Genomic DNA, 15739 nt, shown 5'->3' on the forward strand with positions numbered 1-15739 from the left:
CCGTCTCAATGCCCCACCGGGGCCGGGCCATCCAGGCGCGGGCCGATGCCGCCGCGGCGGTCCAGCGCTCCGCTCCAGGCGGTCAGGCCCAGCGAGACCAGCACCACCAGCGCGCCGATCCAGGGCGTATGCATCAGGCCCAGGTGCGTCACGATCCAGCCGCCGGCCCATGCCGCCCCGGCAATGCCCAGGTTGAACGCGGCAATGTTCAGGCCCGACGCCACGTCCACGGCCTGCGGCGCGAAGCGCTCCGCCTGCTTGACCACGTAGGCCTGCAGCCCCGGCACATTGCCGAACGCCACCGCGCCCCACAGCAGCACCGTCGCCACCGCCGTCCACGGATACCGCGCGGTGAACGTGAAGGCGAACAGCACCGCCGCGAGCAGCGCGAAGATGACCTGCAGCGCCGCGATCGGCCCCTTGCGATCGGCCAGCCGGCCGCCCCAAAGGTTCCCCGCCGCCACCGACACGCCGTACACCAGCATCACCCAGCCCACCGCCCCGGCGCTGAAGCCGGCCACGTCCTGCAGGATCGGCGCCAGGAAGGTAAAAGGGATGAACGAGCCGCCGTAGCCGATGGCCGTCTTCGCGTAGACCATCAGCAGGCGCGGCTGCGCCAGCACCTGCAGTTGCCTGGCCAGCGACGCCGGCGGCGCATGCGCGATGTCGCGCGGCACGAACACCAGGCTGCCGACGAAAGCGATCACACCCAGCCCGGCCACCGCCAGGAACGTCTCGCGCCAGCCGAAGTGCTGGCCGATGAACGTGCCCAGCGGCACGCCCGTCACCAGCGCCACCGTCAGGCCCGTGAACATGATGGCGATGGCGCTCGCGGCCTTCTCCCTGGGCACCAGGCTGGTGGCGAGCGTCGAGCCGATCGAAAAGAACACGCCGTGCGCCAGCCCCGTCATCACGCGCGCCAGCACCAGCGGCGCATAGCCCGGCGCGCGCCACGCCAGCAGGTTGCCGAGCGTGAACAGCGCCATCAGCGCCAGCAGCAGCGCCTTGCGCGGCAGCCGCCCCGTCAGCGCCGTGAGCACCGGGGCGCCGACCGCCACGCCCAGCGCATACAGGCTGACCAGCCATCCGGCCGACGGCAGCGTGATGCCGAGATCGGCCGCCACCGTCGGGATCAGGCCAACGATGACGAACTCGGTCGTCCCGATGGCGAACGCGCTCAGCGTGAGCGCAAGCAAAGCAATCGGCATGGTGCCCTCCGTGATGCAGACGGACGGAGTGTCAGGGCGCTCGCCTTTGCAAAAAACCCCGCATTGGGCAGAATACTTTTGACTGAAAATTGATAATCTGGCCGACGCCTCCATGAAAACGACGCTCGAAGAACTGCTCGCCTTCCGCACGGTGGTCGACACCGGCTCGGTCACCGCCGCCGCCGAACAGCTCGGCCAGACCGTCTCGGGTGTGAGCCGCGCGCTGCGCCGGCTGGAAGAGAAGCTGGAGACCACGCTGCTGTCCCGCACCACGCGCCGGCTGGCGCTGACCGACGAGGGCACGGCCTTCCTGGCGCACGCGCGCGGCATCCTCGCCGCCGTCGACGAAGCCGAGGAGCTGATCGCCCTGCGCCGCCAGCAGCCGGGCGGGCGCCTGCGCGTCAACGCCGCCATGCCGTTCATGCTGCATGTGATCGCGCCGCTGGTGGCCGACTTCCGCGCGCAGTATCCGCAGATCGAGCTGGAACTGAACACCAGCGACCGCATCATCGACCTGCTGGAAGAAGACACCGACGTCGCCATCCGCATCGGCGCGCTGCGCGACTCGACCCTGCGGGCGCGGCGGCTCGGCACGCGGCGGCTGCGCGTGCTGGCCAGTCCCGCCTACCTGAAGGCGCACGGCCGTCCGCGCACGGTCGATGCGCTCCGGCATCACGCGCTGCTCGGCTTCGTGCAGCCCGAATCGCTGAACCACTGGCCGCTGCGCGGCCCGCACGGCGACCGCCTGCGCATCACGCCGACGCTCAAGGCCTCCAGCGGCGAGACCCTGCGACAACTCGCGCTGCAGGGCGCCGGCATCGTCTGCCTGGCCGATTTCATGACGGCCCGGGATCGCCGCGCGGGCGATCTCGTCCAGGTGCTGCCCGAGGCCACCGTCGAGATCCAGCAGCCGATCCATGCGGTCTACTACCGCAACACGCAGCTGGCCTCGTGCATCACGTGCTTTCTCGACGTGCTCGAAGCCCGCCTGGCACAGGGCGAATGAGGTGAAACCCCTGCGCGGCTGTGCAACAATTGCGCGATTGCACACCCACCTTCCGCGCGCGGCCGATCGGTCGCGCGCTACGCATTTGACATCGCATGGCTGAACACTCCGCTCCGGCTCTGGAGATCGACCCGAAATACGGCCCCTTCGACAAGCACACGCCGATGATGCAGCAGTACCTCAAGCTGAAATCGGCGCATCCGCATACGCTTGTCTTCTATCGGATGGGCGACTTCTACGAACTGTTCTTCGAAGACGCCGAAAAGGCCGCACGTCTGCTCGACATCACGCTGACCTCGCGCGGCACCACCAACGGCCAGCCGATCCGCATGGCCGGCGTGCCGTTCCACGCAGTCGAGCAATACCTGGCCAAGCTGGTCAAGCTGGGCGAATCGGTCGCCATCTGCGAGCAGATCGGCGACCCGGCCACCACCAAGGGGCCGGTCGAGCGCAAGGTCGTGCGCGTGGTCACGCCCGGCACGCTGACCGACGCGGCGCTGCTGTCCGACAAGGTCAACAACCACCTGCTCGCCATCGCGCAGATCCCGGGCAAGCGCGGCGCCGCGCCGCTGGTCGGCCTGGCCTGGCTCAACCTCGTCGGCGGCGAACTGCGGCTGATGGAATGCAGCGCCGAACAGCTCGACCGCGAACTCGAGCGCATCCGCCCCGCCGAGGTGCTGGCCGATGACGCCACGCTCAACGCCGTCGCCTTCGACGTCGCCCGCACCCGCCTGCCGGACTGGCACTTCGACGTGGAAGCCGGCGCACGCCGCCTGCGCGAGCAACTGGGCGTGGCGAGCCTGGTGGCCTTCGGCTGCGAGACGCTGACGGCCGCGCTGGCCGCCGCCGGCGCCCTGCTGAACTACGCCGCCGCCACGCAGGGCCAGTCGCTGCGCCACGTGATCGGCCTGACGGTCGAGCACGAGAGCGAATTCATCGGCCTGGACACCGCCACCCGCCGCAACCTGGAGCTGACCGAAACCCTGCGCGGACAGGAATCGCCGACGCTGTTCTCGCTGCTCGACACCTGCGCCACCAGCATGGGCAGCCGCCTGCTGCGCCACTGGCTGCACCATCCGCTGCGCGACCGCGCGGTGCCGCAGGCGCGCCAGCAGGCCATCGAGGTGCTGCTGGCCGGCGACTGGCAGAGCCTGCGCGGCACGCTGCGCACGCTGTCGGACGTGGAGCGCATCACCGGCCGGCTGGCGCTGCTGTCGGCTCGTCCGCGCGATCTGTCCTCGCTGCGCGATACCCTGGCGCGCCTGCCGGAAGTGCGCGACCAGCTGCCGCAAAGCGACGACGCCCAGCTGCTGGGCGATCTGCATGCCGCCCTCGCCATCCCCGAAGACGCCCACGCGCTGCTGCAGCGCGCGGTGATGGCCGAGCCGGCGGCGATGGTCCGCGACGGCGGCGTCATCGCGCGCGGCTACGATGCGGACCTCGACGAGCTGCGCGACATCTCCGAGAACTGCGGCCAGTTCCTGGTCGACCTGGAAGCGCGCGAGCGCGAGCGCACCGGCATCGCCAACCTGCGCGTCGAATACAACCGCGTGCACGGCTTCTATATCGAAGTCACCAACGGCCAGGCCGCCAAGGTGCCCGACGACTACCGCCGCCGCCAGACGCTGAAGAACGCCGAGCGCTACATCACGCCCGAACTGAAGGCGTTCGAGGACAAGGCGCTCTCCGCCCAGGACCGCGCCCTGTCGCGCGAGAAGTACCTGTACGAAGACCTGCTGCAGAAGCTGCTGCCGCACCTGCCCGTGCTCAAGCGCATCGCCGCCGCGCTGGCGCAGGCGGACGTGCTGGCGACGCTGGCCGAGCGTGCCCACGCGCTCTCGTGGTCGCGCCCGGCGCTCACGGACGCGCCGGGCATCGAGCTGATCCGCGCGCGCCATCCCGTGGTCGAGCAGCAGGTCGAGCAGTTCGTCGCCAACGACTGCGTGCTCCAGGAGACGCGCAAGCTGCTGCTGATCACCGGCCCGAACATGGGCGGTAAATCGACCTTCATGCGCCAGACCGCGCTGGTCGTGCTGCTCGCCTACGTGGGCGCCTTCGTGCCGGCCGACGCCGCCACCATCGGCCCGATCGACCGCATCTTCACGCGCATCGGCGCCGCGGACGACCTCGCCGGCGGGCGCTCGACCTTCATGGTCGAGATGACCGAGGCCGCCGCCATCCTGCACCGCGCCACGCCCAACAGCCTGGTGCTGATGGACGAGATCGGCCGCGGCACCAGCACCTTCGACGGGCTGGCCCTGGCCTGGGCGATCGCGCGCCACCTGCTGTCGCACAACCGCAGCCACACGCTGTTCGCCACGCACTACTTCGAGCTGACACAGCTGCCGCAGGAGTTCGCGCAAGCAGCCAACGTGCACCTGTCGGCGGTCGAGCACGGCGACGGCATCGTCTTCCTGCATGCCGTGCAGGAAGGCCCGGCCAGCCAGAGCTACGGCCTGCAGGTGGCGCAGCTTGCCGGCGTGCCGCAGCCGGTCATCCGCGCCGCGCGCAAGCGGCTGGCCTGGCTGGAGCAGCATTCGGCCGACACCGGCGCCACGCCGCAGCTCGACCTGTTCGCCCTGCCCAGCGACCCGTCCGATGACGATGCGGCCGAAGCCGCCGCGCCAAGCGCCCTCGCCGAGGCGCTCGACGGCATCGACCCGGACAGCATGACGCCGCGCGACGCGCTCGACGCGCTGTACCGGCTCAAGGCGTTGTCGGACGCATCCGCGTGATGGCCCGGCCCGGCGCGGCTTTCCGTGCGTGGCGCGGCATCGCCGCCGTGCTGGCCATGCTGGCCGCGACGGCGGCGCCCGCCGCGCCCAAGGGGCACGCCACGGCAGCGCCCGCCGCGCCAGCCGGCTTCACCTTCGCCGTGGTCGGCAACGTGCCGCAGCGGCCCGAAGACGTCGCCCCCGCCCGCGCGCTGCTCGACGCCATCGACACCGAGCACCCCGCCTTCGTCGTCCACCTCGGCAACCTCAAGGGCCGGGACGAATCCTGCACCGACAACCTGCTCGAAGAGCGCCACGACCTGCTCGACAGCACCATCACGCCGCTCATCTACATCCCCGGCGACCACGACTGGAGCGATTGCGGGCGCCCCACCGCCGGCCGCTTCGACCCGATCGAGCGCCTGTTGCGGCTACGCGATCTGTTCTACCCCGACGACAACGCGCTCGGCCAGCGGACCATGACGGTGATGCGCCAGTCCGACCAGGCCAAGTTCCGCAGCTACCGCGAGAACGCGCGCTGGGAAACCGGCGGCGTCCTGTTCGTCACGCTCAACGTGCCGGGCGACAACAACAACTACAAGACCGCCGGCGGCCGCAACGGTGAATACGAAGACCGCCTCGAAGCCAACCGGCAGTGGCTCGCGCGCGCATTCGCCATCGCACGCCAGCGCAAGCTGCCGGGCATGGTGATCATGATGCAGGCCGACCCCCTGTTCGAAGATGGCTGGGAGCGCCGCCGCGCGCCCAACCTGCTCGACGGCCTGCTGCGCCGCCGCCCGCACGACGGCTATCTCGCGCTCAAGCGCCAACTGCGCGCCCTCGCCCGCGAGTACGACGGCGCCGTGCTGCTGATCCACGGCGCCAGCCAGAGCTTCCTGCTCGACCGCCCGCTCAAGGATGAAAGCGGCCGCCCCGATCCGCATGTGATGCGCGCCCGCACGTTCGGCTCGCCGACGCTGGACCAATGGCTGGAAGTCTCCGTCACGCCGGGCACCGCGCCGCTGTTCCACATCCGCGCCCGCCGCCTGGCCAGCGACATCGCGCCATCCACGCCGCAGCAATGAAAACGGGAGCCGAAGCTCCCGTTCCATTGCGTTACCTCTCAGCACACCGATCTGTCAGTGCAGCGTGCGCGGCGGCTCCTCATCGTCTTCATCGGCCACCTCGAGACCGTTCTCGCCGTGCACGTGCCCGTGCTCGATCTCCTCGGCGGTGGCCTCGCGCACGTCGGTCACGCGCAGATCGAAGCGCAGCGCCATGCCGGCCAGCGGGTGGTTACCGTCCAGCACGACCTTGTCTTCGGCCACATCGGTGACGGTGTAGATGATGGCGTCTTCGTCATCGCCATCCTCCGGCACGCCCTCGAACTGCATGCCGACTTCCAGCGGCTCGGGGAAACGGTCACGCGGCTCGATCTTGATCAGCTCCTGGTCGTATTCGCCGAAGGCGTCGTCCGGCTCCAGCTGCAGCTTCGTCTCGAAGCCTTGCTCATGGCCGTCCAGCGCTTCCTCGATCTTGGGGAACGTGCCATCATAGCCGCCGTGCAAATACACCATCGGCTCATCGGATTCCTCGATGACGTTGCCCTGCGCGTCGGACAGTTTGTAAGCCACCGACACCACGGTATTCTTCGCGATTTTCAATTGCGCACTCCATGAACGAACTCCCATTATACGCCGCCGCCCGCGGTGTCCAACCCGGCCTGGCGGCGGGGCGTCCGGCGCAGTTGCTGGGCGGGCTGTCGCCGCGCGATTTCATGCGCACGCACTGGCAGAAGAAGCCCCTGCTGATCCGCCAGGCGCTGTCGCCCGAAGACATGCGTGCGCTGCACTTCCCATTGTCGCCCGACGCGCTGATCAAGCTGGCCAGGCGCGAGGATGTCGAGTCCCGCCTGATCGCCCAGACACGCGGGCGCTGGACCTTCAACCACGGCCCGTTCAACGAGCGGCCGCTGCCATCGCGCAAGGCCCGCAACTGGACGCTGCTGGTGCAGGGCGTGAACTTGGTCGAGCCCGCGGTCGATGCACTGATGCAGCGTTTCCGCTTCATCCCCGACGCGCGCCTGGACGACGTGATGATCAGCTTCGCCACCGACGGCGGCGGCGTCGGCCCGCATTTCGATTCGTACGACGTGTTCCTGCTCCAGGCGCACGGCCGGCGACGCTGGCGGATCTCGTCGCAGAATGACCTCACGCTGGTGCCCGACCTGCCGCTGAAGATCCTGGCCAACTTCACGCCCGAGGAAGAGTTCATCCTGGAACCCGGCGACATGCTCTACCTGCCGCCGCACTACGCGCACGACGGCGTGGCCGAAGGCGATTGCATGACGTACTCGGTCGGTTTCCGCTCGCCGTCCTACCGCGAACTGGCCGGCCACTTCCTCGGCTTCCTGTCGCAGACGCTCGAAGACAACCCGGACTTCGAAGGCCGCTACACCGACCCGGAGCAGAAGCCCGTCGAGCGCCCCGGCGAACTGCCCACCGCCATGGTGCGTGCGCTGGCGCAGAAGCTCAACGCACTGCGCTGGACACCCGAGCTGGTCGGCGAATTCTTCGGCGCCTACCTGACCGAGCCCAAGGACCACGTGGAATTCGTCACGCAGCCGCGCCTGTCGCTGGCCCGCTTCACGGCCCGCGCACGCAAGGAAGGGATCGTGCTCGACGCGCGCACGCAGGCGCTCTACGACGCGCAGCGCTTCTGGATCAACGGCGACACATTCGAGCCTTCGGATACGCTGCTTGCGTGGCTGTCCGCGTTGTCGGACCAGCGCGGGGCAAGCGCGGAAGCAGTGGATACCGCAGCCGATCTGCCCGACCTGATGGATACCCTGCACGCTTGGTACGAGGAAGGCTGGCTGCAACTCGCCGGGCCCGGCGCGCATTGAAACACATCGTTACAAAAGCGCGGGAATCGGGGCGGCAACGGGCAGGCCTCTGCTACACAGGGTAGTTAAAGGCCGCTATAATCCGACGCTGGCTTGCAGCACGAGCAGCCGCCTGCGCGGCTTGGCTGCGGGCACATAAGAAGTGCCGTGTCGTAGAGCGATAATTACCGGTAATTATTCATCGCCCTTTCTGTTGTTTCGCTTTCCATAGTCAAGGATCGAAAAAATGAAAAAGTCTCTCCTGATCGCTTCGCTGATGGCCGCCGTGGCTCTGGCTGCCTGCGGTAAGAAGGAAGAAGCTGCTGCTCCGGCCGCCGCTCCGGAAGCTTCGGCTCCCGCCGCCGCCGCTCCGGCTGCTGCCGCTCCGGCCGCTTCGGAAGCTGCTGCCGCTTCGGCTCCGGCCGCTGCCGCCCCGGCCGCTTCGGACGCCGCCGCTTCGGCTCCGGCCGCTGCTGCCCCGGCCGCTTCGGACGCCGCCGCTTCGGCTCCGGCTGCCAAGCAATAATCGCGCGCTTCTCGCGAGACGAAAAAGCCGACCTTCGGGTCGGCTTTTTTCATGGCTGAACGGCACGCACCTGCCGACAGGTCGCCCGATCGCCACACAAAGTTGTTTCTGAATCTTACAAGGCCGCCGGCCCTCGCTCAGACGGCTTGCCAGCCGAGGCCCGCTTCCTGATCCGCGATCGGCACGTCGCCCGCGGGCACGCCCAGCGCCGACGCGATCGCCGCCGCCGCCAGCTCGGGCGTGTTGTTCTGCTTGGAAAGATGCGCGGCCACGACGGTATGAAGACCGTCGTGCCGGACGCGCGCCAGGATCGCCGCCGCGATGTCATTGGCCAGGTGCCCGAAGTCTCCCCCGATCCGCTGCTTCAATGACCACGGATACGCCGAGTTGGCCAGCATCTCACGGTCGTGATTGCATTCGAGCACGAAGGCATGCAGACCGGTCAGGTGCCCGCACAGGTACTCCGTCGACATGCCGGCATCCGTCAGCACACCGAGGCGCCGCGCGCCGTCGTCGAAGATGAACTGCAAGGGCTCGCGCGCATCGTGTGGCACGGTGTAGGGCAGGATCCGCAGATCGCCGATGCTGAAGGCATCGTCGGCACGGCAGAAACGGACGGCGGCCCGGTCGGCGCCGCGCAGCGATGCCGTGGCGCGATACGTGCCGTGGCTGGTCCAGACCGGAACACTGTATTTGGCGGCGAACGCATAGGCGCTGCCGATATGGTCGCCATGCTCGTGCGTGACGAGAATGGCGTCGAGGGACGCCGGCGTGCAGCCCAGGCGTTCAAGCCGGCGCACGGTCTCGCGGATGCCGAATCCGCAATCGAGCAGGATGCGCGTGCTCGTCGTTCCATCGGTGGATTCGACGAGCAGCGCATTACCGTCGCTGCCGCTGCCGAGACTGGCGAATCTCACTGCCATCGCCCGCCCGGGCAGCCTGACTGCATGATGCCGCTTACCGCAGCTGCTCGTCGAGCAGCGACAGGATGCGCTTGCCGATGTCGCCGGTCTGCGCCGAGCCGTCGTCGTTCTGCACCAGCACGGTCGACGAAGCGCCGCCGTCCTTGACCACCACGCGATAGCGCTTGGCGCGCTTGAGGTCTTCGATCTTCGTGCCCGAGAACAGGCGCGAGAAGAAGCCCGGCGCGTTCGCCTCGGCACGGGTGTCGGCGTAGCGGACGAAGTACACGCCCTGCGAGCGGTCGCGATCATCCACGGTGAAGTTCACGCGGTCGAGGGCCAGGCCCACCGTCCGCCAGGCGCGATCGAAGGGCTCCGGCACCTGCAGCACCGGTTGGCCATTCGCCTGCGTCAGCAGCGACGGGCCGGTACGCGGGGCCGGCTCGGCCTTGGCGCCGTCTTCCACCGGATGCGTGGCCTTGGCCTGCGCCAGCTTCTGCTGGGCGCCCTCCTTGCTCGCACCCAGGCGCTGCATCAGGCGCGACAGGAATTCAGCCTCGAGCTCGGGATCGGCCGGACGCGGCGTCCACACGGTCTGGTCCTTGGACGAGCCGACCAGTTGCTCCTGTGCGCCACGATGCGAGATGTAGACCTCGACCGTGCCGTTGGGGCCCTTCTCGATGCGGGTGCGGAACTTGTCGCGCTCCGAGGTCGAATACAGGCCGTCGAACACCTTGCCGACGGTGCGGCGGATGATGTCCTGCGGAATCTTCGCGCGGTTCTCGGCCCAGTCGGTTTCCATGATGCCGGTCTCGGGCGAATCGATCACCAGCAGGAAGCCGAGTTCCTGCCAGAACGTGCGCAGTTGCGGCCAGAGGGTATCCGGCGTGGTCTTCACGACCAGCCAGCGCTGGTTGCCGTCGCGCTCGATGCGCATGTCGGACACGGCCGGCAGCACGTTGTCGGCACCGGCGCCCGGCGTGGTCACCTTGGGCGCGGCCGAAGTGTAGGCCGACAGCGTGGTGGTGCCGGAATCCGGCGCAGCGTAGCGACGGTCGGCCTGGACGGAGGTCAGGTCGGGCGGGACTTCCAGCGTCGGGCCCTTCTTCGCCTGCGACTTGTAATCGATGCGGTCCGGCTGCATCACCTCATTGACGGTATCGCAACCGGAAATCAGGGCAACCGACAACGCGGCCAGCAGCAGTTGAGCGGACGTCGCCACAGCCCCGCGACGGGTTTGGAGCAGTTTCATTGACTTGCGATCCTTCAGATGAGAACGAGGGCTTTATGAATCAGGAGAGCAGTCCGGCATCCTGCAAGGATGCGCGCACCACCTCTTGATACTGGGCCGCCAGCGGCGTCAACGGCAGGCGGATGCCGCCGGCCATCTTGCCCATGGCTTGCAGGGCCCACTTGACGGGAATCGGGTTCGATTCCACGAACAGGTTCTTGTGCACCGACAGCAGCTGCATGTGAATGCGGCGGGCCGTCTCCACATCGCCGCGCATGGCGGCGGCGCACAAGTCATGCATGGCGCGCGGCGCCACGTTGGCCGTCACGGAGATGTTGCCGTGACCGCCCAGCAGCATCAGCGCGACGGCGGTCGGGTCGTCCCCGCTGTAAATCTTGAAGGACGCCGGCGCGGCCTTGATCAACTGGGCGGCACGGTCGATATTGCCGGTCGCCTCCTTGACGCCCATCACGCCGGGCACCTGCGCGAGGCGCAGCATCGTGTCGACCGACATATCGGCGACGGTGCGGCCAGGCACGTTGTACAGGATCACCGGCAGGTCCACCGACTCCGCCACCTTGCGGAAGTGCAGGTACATGCCCTCCTGCGTCGGCTTGTTGTAGTACGGCACGACCTGCAGCGAGGCATCGGCGCCCACCGACTTGGCGTAGGCCGTCAGCTCCACGGCTTCGGTGGTGGAATTGCCGCCGGTGCCGGCAATGACCGGAATGCGCTTGTTGACCTGCTCTACCGCCACGCGGATCAGCTCCCGGTGCTCGTCCACCGACACCGTCGGCGATTCACCGCTGGTCCCGACGATGACGATGCCGTCCGTGCCTTCGGCGATATGCCAGTCGATCAGGCTGCGCAACGACGGGAAATCTAGGCTGCCGTCCTCGTGCATGGGCGTGACGATGGCGACGAGACTGCCGGAAATCTGGGTCATGGTTTCGAAAGCAGACAAAAGCGTAAACGTAAATCAGTGGGATTGTACCGGATCGTAAAAATGAATTCGCCACACGCGAAGCCCTGGACAAGGCGGGGACATCACACCGCAGACGACTTCAAAGTGCGTAGCGCCGGGCCTGCGCCCCTGCCGATTCGCGAACCGCGCAGAGGCGCTGCACGTAAGCCTCCCGCGGCGCCGCGATAAAGCCGTCTTCGTAGCCGATCACGCGCAGCTGGCCGCGCACGGCTTCGAGCAGTTCGCCCGGCGCCAGCAGGAATGCCGGGTTGGACGGTTTTCCGACCGTTTCGTTTCCGACCGCGAAGGTTTCGTAGATCAGCCGGCCGCCCGGCGCGACGCAGGCCAGCAGGCGCGGCCAGAGCGGGCGGTACAGATAGTTGGTGACGACCACGGCATCGAAGACGGCCTCGGCCGGCAACGGCCACAGGCCGTCCTCGATGTCGGCGATAAGGGTGTCGGCAGCCTCCGACAGGCCCGACAGCGCGTCGGCATCCCGATCGATGCCGGTCACGCGCAGGCCGCGCGCCGCCAGCCAGCGTACATGCCGGCCGCTGCCGCAGGCCACGTCGAGCACGCGCGCGCCGGCCGGCAGCGGTGCGGCCCAGCGCACCACCCACGGCGATGGCGCCGTGAGCGCGTGCGGATCATCGGGAACGACGGCTGGACACATGCGTCAATCGCCCGGTGGCTCAGCTGTACGTCAGCCCCATCGCCTCCCGCACCTCGCGCATGGTCTCCTGCGTGACCTTGCGTGCGGTATCGCAGCCGTCGGCGATGATGGCGCGCAGCAGCGACGGGTCGTCCATGTACTTCTGCGCGCGCTCCAGCATCGGCTGCTGCTCGCGCAAGATGCCGTCGATGACGGGCTGCTTGCATTCCAGGCAGCCGATGCCGGCGCTGCGGCATCCCTTCTGCACCCATTCCCTGGTATCCGCATCGGAGTACACCTGGTGCAGCTGCCAGACCGGGCACTTTCCCGGATCGCCCGGATCGGTGCGACGCACGCGGGCCGGATCGGTCGGCATGGTGCGTACCTTTTTCTCGACGCTGGCCTTGTCCTCGCGCATGCGGATGGTGTTGCCGTAGGACTTGGACATCTTCTGCCCGTCCAGGCCCGGCATGCGCGACGCCTCGGTCAGCAGCACCTGCGGCTCCGGCAGGATGATCTTGCGCGCGCCTTCCAGGTAGCCGAACAGGCGCTCGCGGTCGCCCATCGACAGGCTCTGCGATTCGGCCAGCAATGCGCGGGCCTGCTCCAGGGCATCGTCCTCGCCGCGCTCCTGGTGGGCCGTGCGCAGCTCCAGATAGAGCTTGGCGCGCTTGCCGCCGAGCTTCTTGGCCGCATCCAGCGCCTTCTGCTCGAAGCCCGGCTCGCGGCCGTACAGGTAGTTGAAGCGGCGCGCCACCTCGCGCGTCATCTCGACGTGCGGCACCTGGTCTTCGCCCACCGGCACGAAGCCGGCGCGGTAGATCAGGATGTCGGCGGCCTGCAGCAGCGGATAGCCGAGGAAGCCGTAGGTGGACAAGTCCTTTTCCTTGAGCTTCTCGATCTGGTCCTTGTAGGTCGGCACGCGCTCAAGCCAGCCCAGCGGCGTGCCCATCGACAGCAGCAGGAACAGCTCGGCATGCTCGGGCACACGGCTCTGGATGAACAGCGTGGCCTGGGTCGGATCGACGCCGGCGGCCAGCCAGTCGATCAGCATCTCCCACACCGATTCCTCGATCACCTCGGGCGATTCGTAGTGCGTGGTCAGCGCATGCCAGTCGGCGACGAAGAAAAAGCATGGGTATTCGGCCTGCAGCCGGACCCAGTTTTTCAGGACGCCGTGGTAGTGACCCAGGTGCAAGGCACCGGTCGGCCGCATGCCGGAAAGAACGCGTTCAGGAAACATGTGGGGAAAGGATTTAGGAGACGAACCAGGAAAGCGCCGCCTGAAGCGGACTGAGGACCATCATCAGCGCCTTGGCCAGCAACCCCGCGACCGGGCGCATCCAGACCTGGGTCAGCACGCCCGTCAGGATCAGCGCCATGACGATGTAGAAACCATATTGCTCGACGCGGGCGAAGACCGGCGCCAGGCGCTGCGGCAGCAGCGCCGCCAGCACCCGGCCGCCATCCAGCGGCGGCACCGGGACGAGATTGAGCGCGGCCATGGCGAGATTGGCGCCGACGCCGGCGGCCGCCATGCCCGTCAGGAAGCGCTCGTCGATGCCGGCAGCGGCCAGGGTGAGCCCGAGCATCCCCCAGGCCAGCGCCATCGCGAAATTGGTCTCCGGCGCGGCCAGCGCCACGCGCAGCCCCTGCCAGCGCGGATCGCGCAGCGCGCTGAAATCCACCGGCACCGGCTTGGAATAGCCGAATACGAGCGCGCCCCCCGTCACGAAGTACAGCAGCAGCGGCATCGCGATCGTACCGATCGGATCGACATGGCGCAGCGGGTTGAAACTCAGCCGGCCCGCCAGGAATGCCGTGTTGTCTCCATAGTGCCTGGCGAGATAGCCACGGGCGGCGGCCGGCACGGTGATCGCGAACAGCACGGGGATCGCGTAGACCGTGAGAGTTTGGATGACGGTGGGATTCATAAGCGGGCTATTGTAGCAAGCGCGCGCAACCGCACAGCGGCCGCCCGCGCGCCTTGCCTACAGGCCGACCCTGGCCGGGTCGCCGCGCCCCCTGCGCACCAGTTCCGGCTCGCCGCCGGTCAGGTCGATCACGGTGGTGGGCTCGGCCGGGGCCGGGCCGCCGTCGATCACCAGCTCCAGTTGCCGCTCCAGCAGGGCGCGGATGGCATCCGCTTCGTTGAGCGGCGCTTCGTCGCCCGGCAGCTGCAGCGTGGCGGACAGCAGCGGCTCGCCCAGCTCGGCCATCAGCGCCAGCGGGATCGGGTGGTCGGGCACGCGCAGGCCGATGGTCTTGCGCGACGGATGCGACAGCCGGCGCGGCACCTCCCGGGTCGCCTCCAGCAGGAAGACGAACGGGCCGGGCGTGGCCGCCTTGACCGCGCGATACTGCCGGTTGTCGACGCGGGCGAAGGTGGCCAGCTCCGACAGGTCCCGGCACATCAGCGTCAGGTGGTGCTTTTCGTCGATGCCGCGCACGCGGCGCAAGCGCTCCACGGCGGCCTTGTCATCCAGGTGGCAGGCCAGCGCGTAGCAGGAGTCGGTCGGCAGCGCGATCAGGCCGCCGGCGCGGATGATTTCCACCGCCTGGCGGATCAGCCGCCCCTGCGGCGTGGTCGGATGGATCTGGAAGAACTGGGACATGCGCGGCCGGCGGGCTGCGGGCTCAGGACAGCCACCGGCTCCACACCGGCGTCAGGTTGTCCGGCAGCGGCGGCAGCTCGCCCAGCTCGACCCGGCCCTCGCCGGGGCCGTGGAAGTCCGATCCGCGCGAGGCCAGCAGGCCGTAGCGGCGCGCCACATCGGCATAGCAGGCGTACTGGTCGGGCGTGTGGCTGCCGGTGACGACCTCGACGCCCTCGCCGCCGAGATCCTTGAACTCGTCGAACAGCGCACCGTGCTCGAGCAGCGTCAGCGTGTAGCGGCCCGGATGCGCCATCACCGCGACGCCGCCGGCGCCCCGGATCCAGCCGATGGCGTCGGCCAGGCGGGACCACCGGTGCGGCACGAAGCCGGGCTTGCCCTCGCCCAGGTAGCGGTCGAACACCTCGGCGATGTCGCGGCAATGGCCGTGCTCGACCAGGAAGCGCGCGAAATGCGTGCGCGAGATCATGTCCGGGTTGCCGGCGTATGACAGCGCGCCCTCGTAGGCACCGTGGATGCCCAGCTTGCCCAGGGCCTCGGCCATGTCTTCGGCGCGCGCGCAGCGGCCCGAGCGGGTGCGCGCCAGGCCCTGCACCAGGGCCGCATCGTCCGGATCGATGCCGAGGCCGACGATATGCAGCGTGCGGCCGGCCCACGTGACGGAGATTTCCACGCCCGCCAGGTAGTCCATGCCGAGCGATTCGGCCGCCTCGCGCGCGGCGGCCTGGCCGCCGACCTCGTCGTGGTCGGTCAGCGCCCACAGCGTCACGCCATGGGCGGCGGCGCGGGCGGCGACTTCACGGGGTGCGAGCAGGCCGTCCGACACCGTGGAGTGGCAGTGCAGGTCGGCGTTAATGGGAGCGGAAGCGGAGCGTTTGAGCATTCCGCCATTTTACTGCCGCGACGCGGCCGCGGGGTAACTGCCGTTCGCGCACCGCCGATGCCCGCGGGAAGACCCGACTGGCCACGCTGGCGTTGGCGGCATGGGCGGCGCGGCGCGCTATAGTGCCCCCATTGTTTCGTTTCGTTCCCTTCGC

Annotated in this window: 15 protein-coding genes, 1 tRNA gene and 1 pseudogene; 6 read left to right on the forward strand and 11 right to left on the reverse strand. The window is 68.6% G+C overall.

All coding sequences use genetic code 11. From position 1 onward, the window contains the following. Positions 1–5: 5 nt before the first annotated feature. Positions 6–1208 carry an MFS transporter gene (locus tag GO999_RS10700; RefSeq protein ID WP_011001103.1) on the reverse strand — a complete coding sequence of 401 codons (1203 nt, stop codon included), beginning with the start codon at positions 1206–1208 and terminating at the stop codon, positions 6–8. Positions 1209–1320: 112 nt separating this feature from the next. On the opposite strand from GO999_RS10700, the gene GO999_RS10705 reads away from it, so the two are divergent. Continuing rightward, the gene (locus tag GO999_RS10705; protein WP_211906213.1) at positions 1321–2214 is read left to right on the forward strand and encodes a LysR substrate-binding domain-containing protein; all 894 of its coding nucleotides are present in this window, start codon (positions 1321–1323) and stop codon (positions 2212–2214) included. A 167-nt stretch (positions 2215–2381) separates the two neighbouring features. Further along, positions 2382–3053, forward strand: a pseudogene (locus GO999_RS25090) (MutS N-terminal domain-containing protein); the annotation flags it as partial. Positions 3054–3197: 144 nt separating this feature from the next. Here the strand turns inward: GO999_RS25090 and GO999_RS10715 are convergent. Then, positions 3198–3308: transfer RNA gene (locus tag GO999_RS10715), tRNA-OTHER, on the reverse strand. Here GO999_RS10715 and mutS point away from each other — a divergent pair. Together mutS and GO999_RS10725 are read left to right on the forward strand one after the other, a co-directional pair. After that, complete coding sequence (gene mutS / locus GO999_RS10720) at positions 3309–4949, forward strand: DNA mismatch repair protein MutS (protein ID WP_249215019.1); 1641 nt, start codon at positions 3309–3311, stop codon at positions 4947–4949. It abuts the tRNA gene before it with no gap. Next, positions 4949–6013 carry a hypothetical protein gene (locus tag GO999_RS10725; RefSeq protein ID WP_021154891.1) on the forward strand — a complete coding sequence of 355 codons (1065 nt, stop codon included), beginning with the start codon at positions 4949–4951 and terminating at the stop codon, positions 6011–6013. The genes mutS and GO999_RS10725 overlap by 1 nt, the downstream gene beginning before the upstream one ends. A gap of 54 nt (positions 6014–6067) precedes the next feature. On the opposite strand, the gene GO999_RS10730 is transcribed toward GO999_RS10725, so the two are convergent. Then, the gene (locus GO999_RS10730) at positions 6068–6592 is read right to left on the reverse strand and encodes an FKBP-type peptidyl-prolyl cis-trans isomerase (RefSeq protein WP_011001099.1); all 525 of its coding nucleotides are present in this window, start codon (positions 6590–6592) and stop codon (positions 6068–6070) included. A gap of 11 nt (positions 6593–6603) precedes the next feature. Here GO999_RS10730 and GO999_RS10735 point away from each other — a divergent pair, with 11 nt between their 5' ends. Together GO999_RS10735 and GO999_RS24705 are read left to right on the forward strand one after the other, a co-directional pair. Beyond that, positions 6604–7833, forward strand: a complete 1230-nt coding sequence (locus GO999_RS10735; protein WP_211906214.1) for a ribosomal protein uL16 3-hydroxylase — start codon at positions 6604–6606, stop codon at positions 7831–7833. Between the two features lie 226 nt (positions 7834–8059). Beyond that, positions 8060–8338: a hypothetical protein gene (locus tag GO999_RS24705; protein ID WP_020831678.1), complete on the forward strand. Its 279-nt coding sequence runs from the start codon at positions 8060–8062 to the stop codon at positions 8336–8338. A gap of 137 nt (positions 8339–8475) precedes the next feature. On the opposite strand, the gene GO999_RS10745 is transcribed toward GO999_RS24705, so the two are convergent. From GO999_RS10745 to GO999_RS10780, 8 genes are all read right to left on the reverse strand, one after another. After that, complete coding sequence (locus GO999_RS10745) at positions 8476–9261, reverse strand: MBL fold metallo-hydrolase (RefSeq protein WP_019717992.1); 786 nt, start codon at positions 9259–9261, stop codon at positions 8476–8478. Between the two features lie 34 nt (positions 9262–9295). Next, complete coding sequence (bamC, locus tag GO999_RS10750; RefSeq protein ID WP_058907008.1) at positions 9296–10492, reverse strand: NlpB/DapX family lipoprotein; 1197 nt, start codon at positions 10490–10492, stop codon at positions 9296–9298. 40 nt (positions 10493–10532) lie between these two features. Next, positions 10533–11417 carry a 4-hydroxy-tetrahydrodipicolinate synthase gene (gene dapA / locus GO999_RS10755; protein ID WP_028852909.1) on the reverse strand — a complete coding sequence of 295 codons (885 nt, stop codon included), beginning with the start codon at positions 11415–11417 and terminating at the stop codon, positions 10533–10535. Positions 11418–11535: 118 nt separating this feature from the next. After that, positions 11536–12108 (reverse strand): class I SAM-dependent methyltransferase, encoded by a 573-nt coding sequence (locus GO999_RS10760; RefSeq protein WP_011001094.1) that lies wholly within the window; start codon positions 12106–12108, stop codon positions 11536–11538. A 19-nt stretch (positions 12109–12127) separates the two neighbouring features. Next, positions 12128–13330: a tryptophan--tRNA ligase gene (locus tag GO999_RS10765; RefSeq protein WP_020831674.1), complete on the reverse strand. Its 1203-nt coding sequence runs from the start codon at positions 13328–13330 to the stop codon at positions 12128–12130. Between the two features lie 13 nt (positions 13331–13343). Next, complete coding sequence (locus GO999_RS10770) at positions 13344–14021, reverse strand: site-2 protease family protein (RefSeq protein ID WP_019717989.1); 678 nt, start codon at positions 14019–14021, stop codon at positions 13344–13346. A gap of 57 nt (positions 14022–14078) precedes the next feature. Further along, positions 14079–14702 carry an L-threonylcarbamoyladenylate synthase gene (locus tag GO999_RS10775; RefSeq protein ID WP_011001091.1) on the reverse strand — a complete coding sequence of 208 codons (624 nt, stop codon included), beginning with the start codon at positions 14700–14702 and terminating at the stop codon, positions 14079–14081. 22 nt (positions 14703–14724) lie between these two features. Next, positions 14725–15585 carry a 3',5'-nucleoside bisphosphate phosphatase gene (locus GO999_RS10780; protein WP_011001090.1) on the reverse strand — a complete coding sequence of 287 codons (861 nt, stop codon included), beginning with the start codon at positions 15583–15585 and terminating at the stop codon, positions 14725–14727. Between the last annotated feature and the right edge of the window lie 154 nt (positions 15586–15739).

The organism is Ralstonia nicotianae (genome assembly GCF_018243235.1).
GTDB classification, from domain to species: Bacteria; Pseudomonadota; Gammaproteobacteria; order Burkholderiales; family Burkholderiaceae; genus Ralstonia; species Ralstonia nicotianae.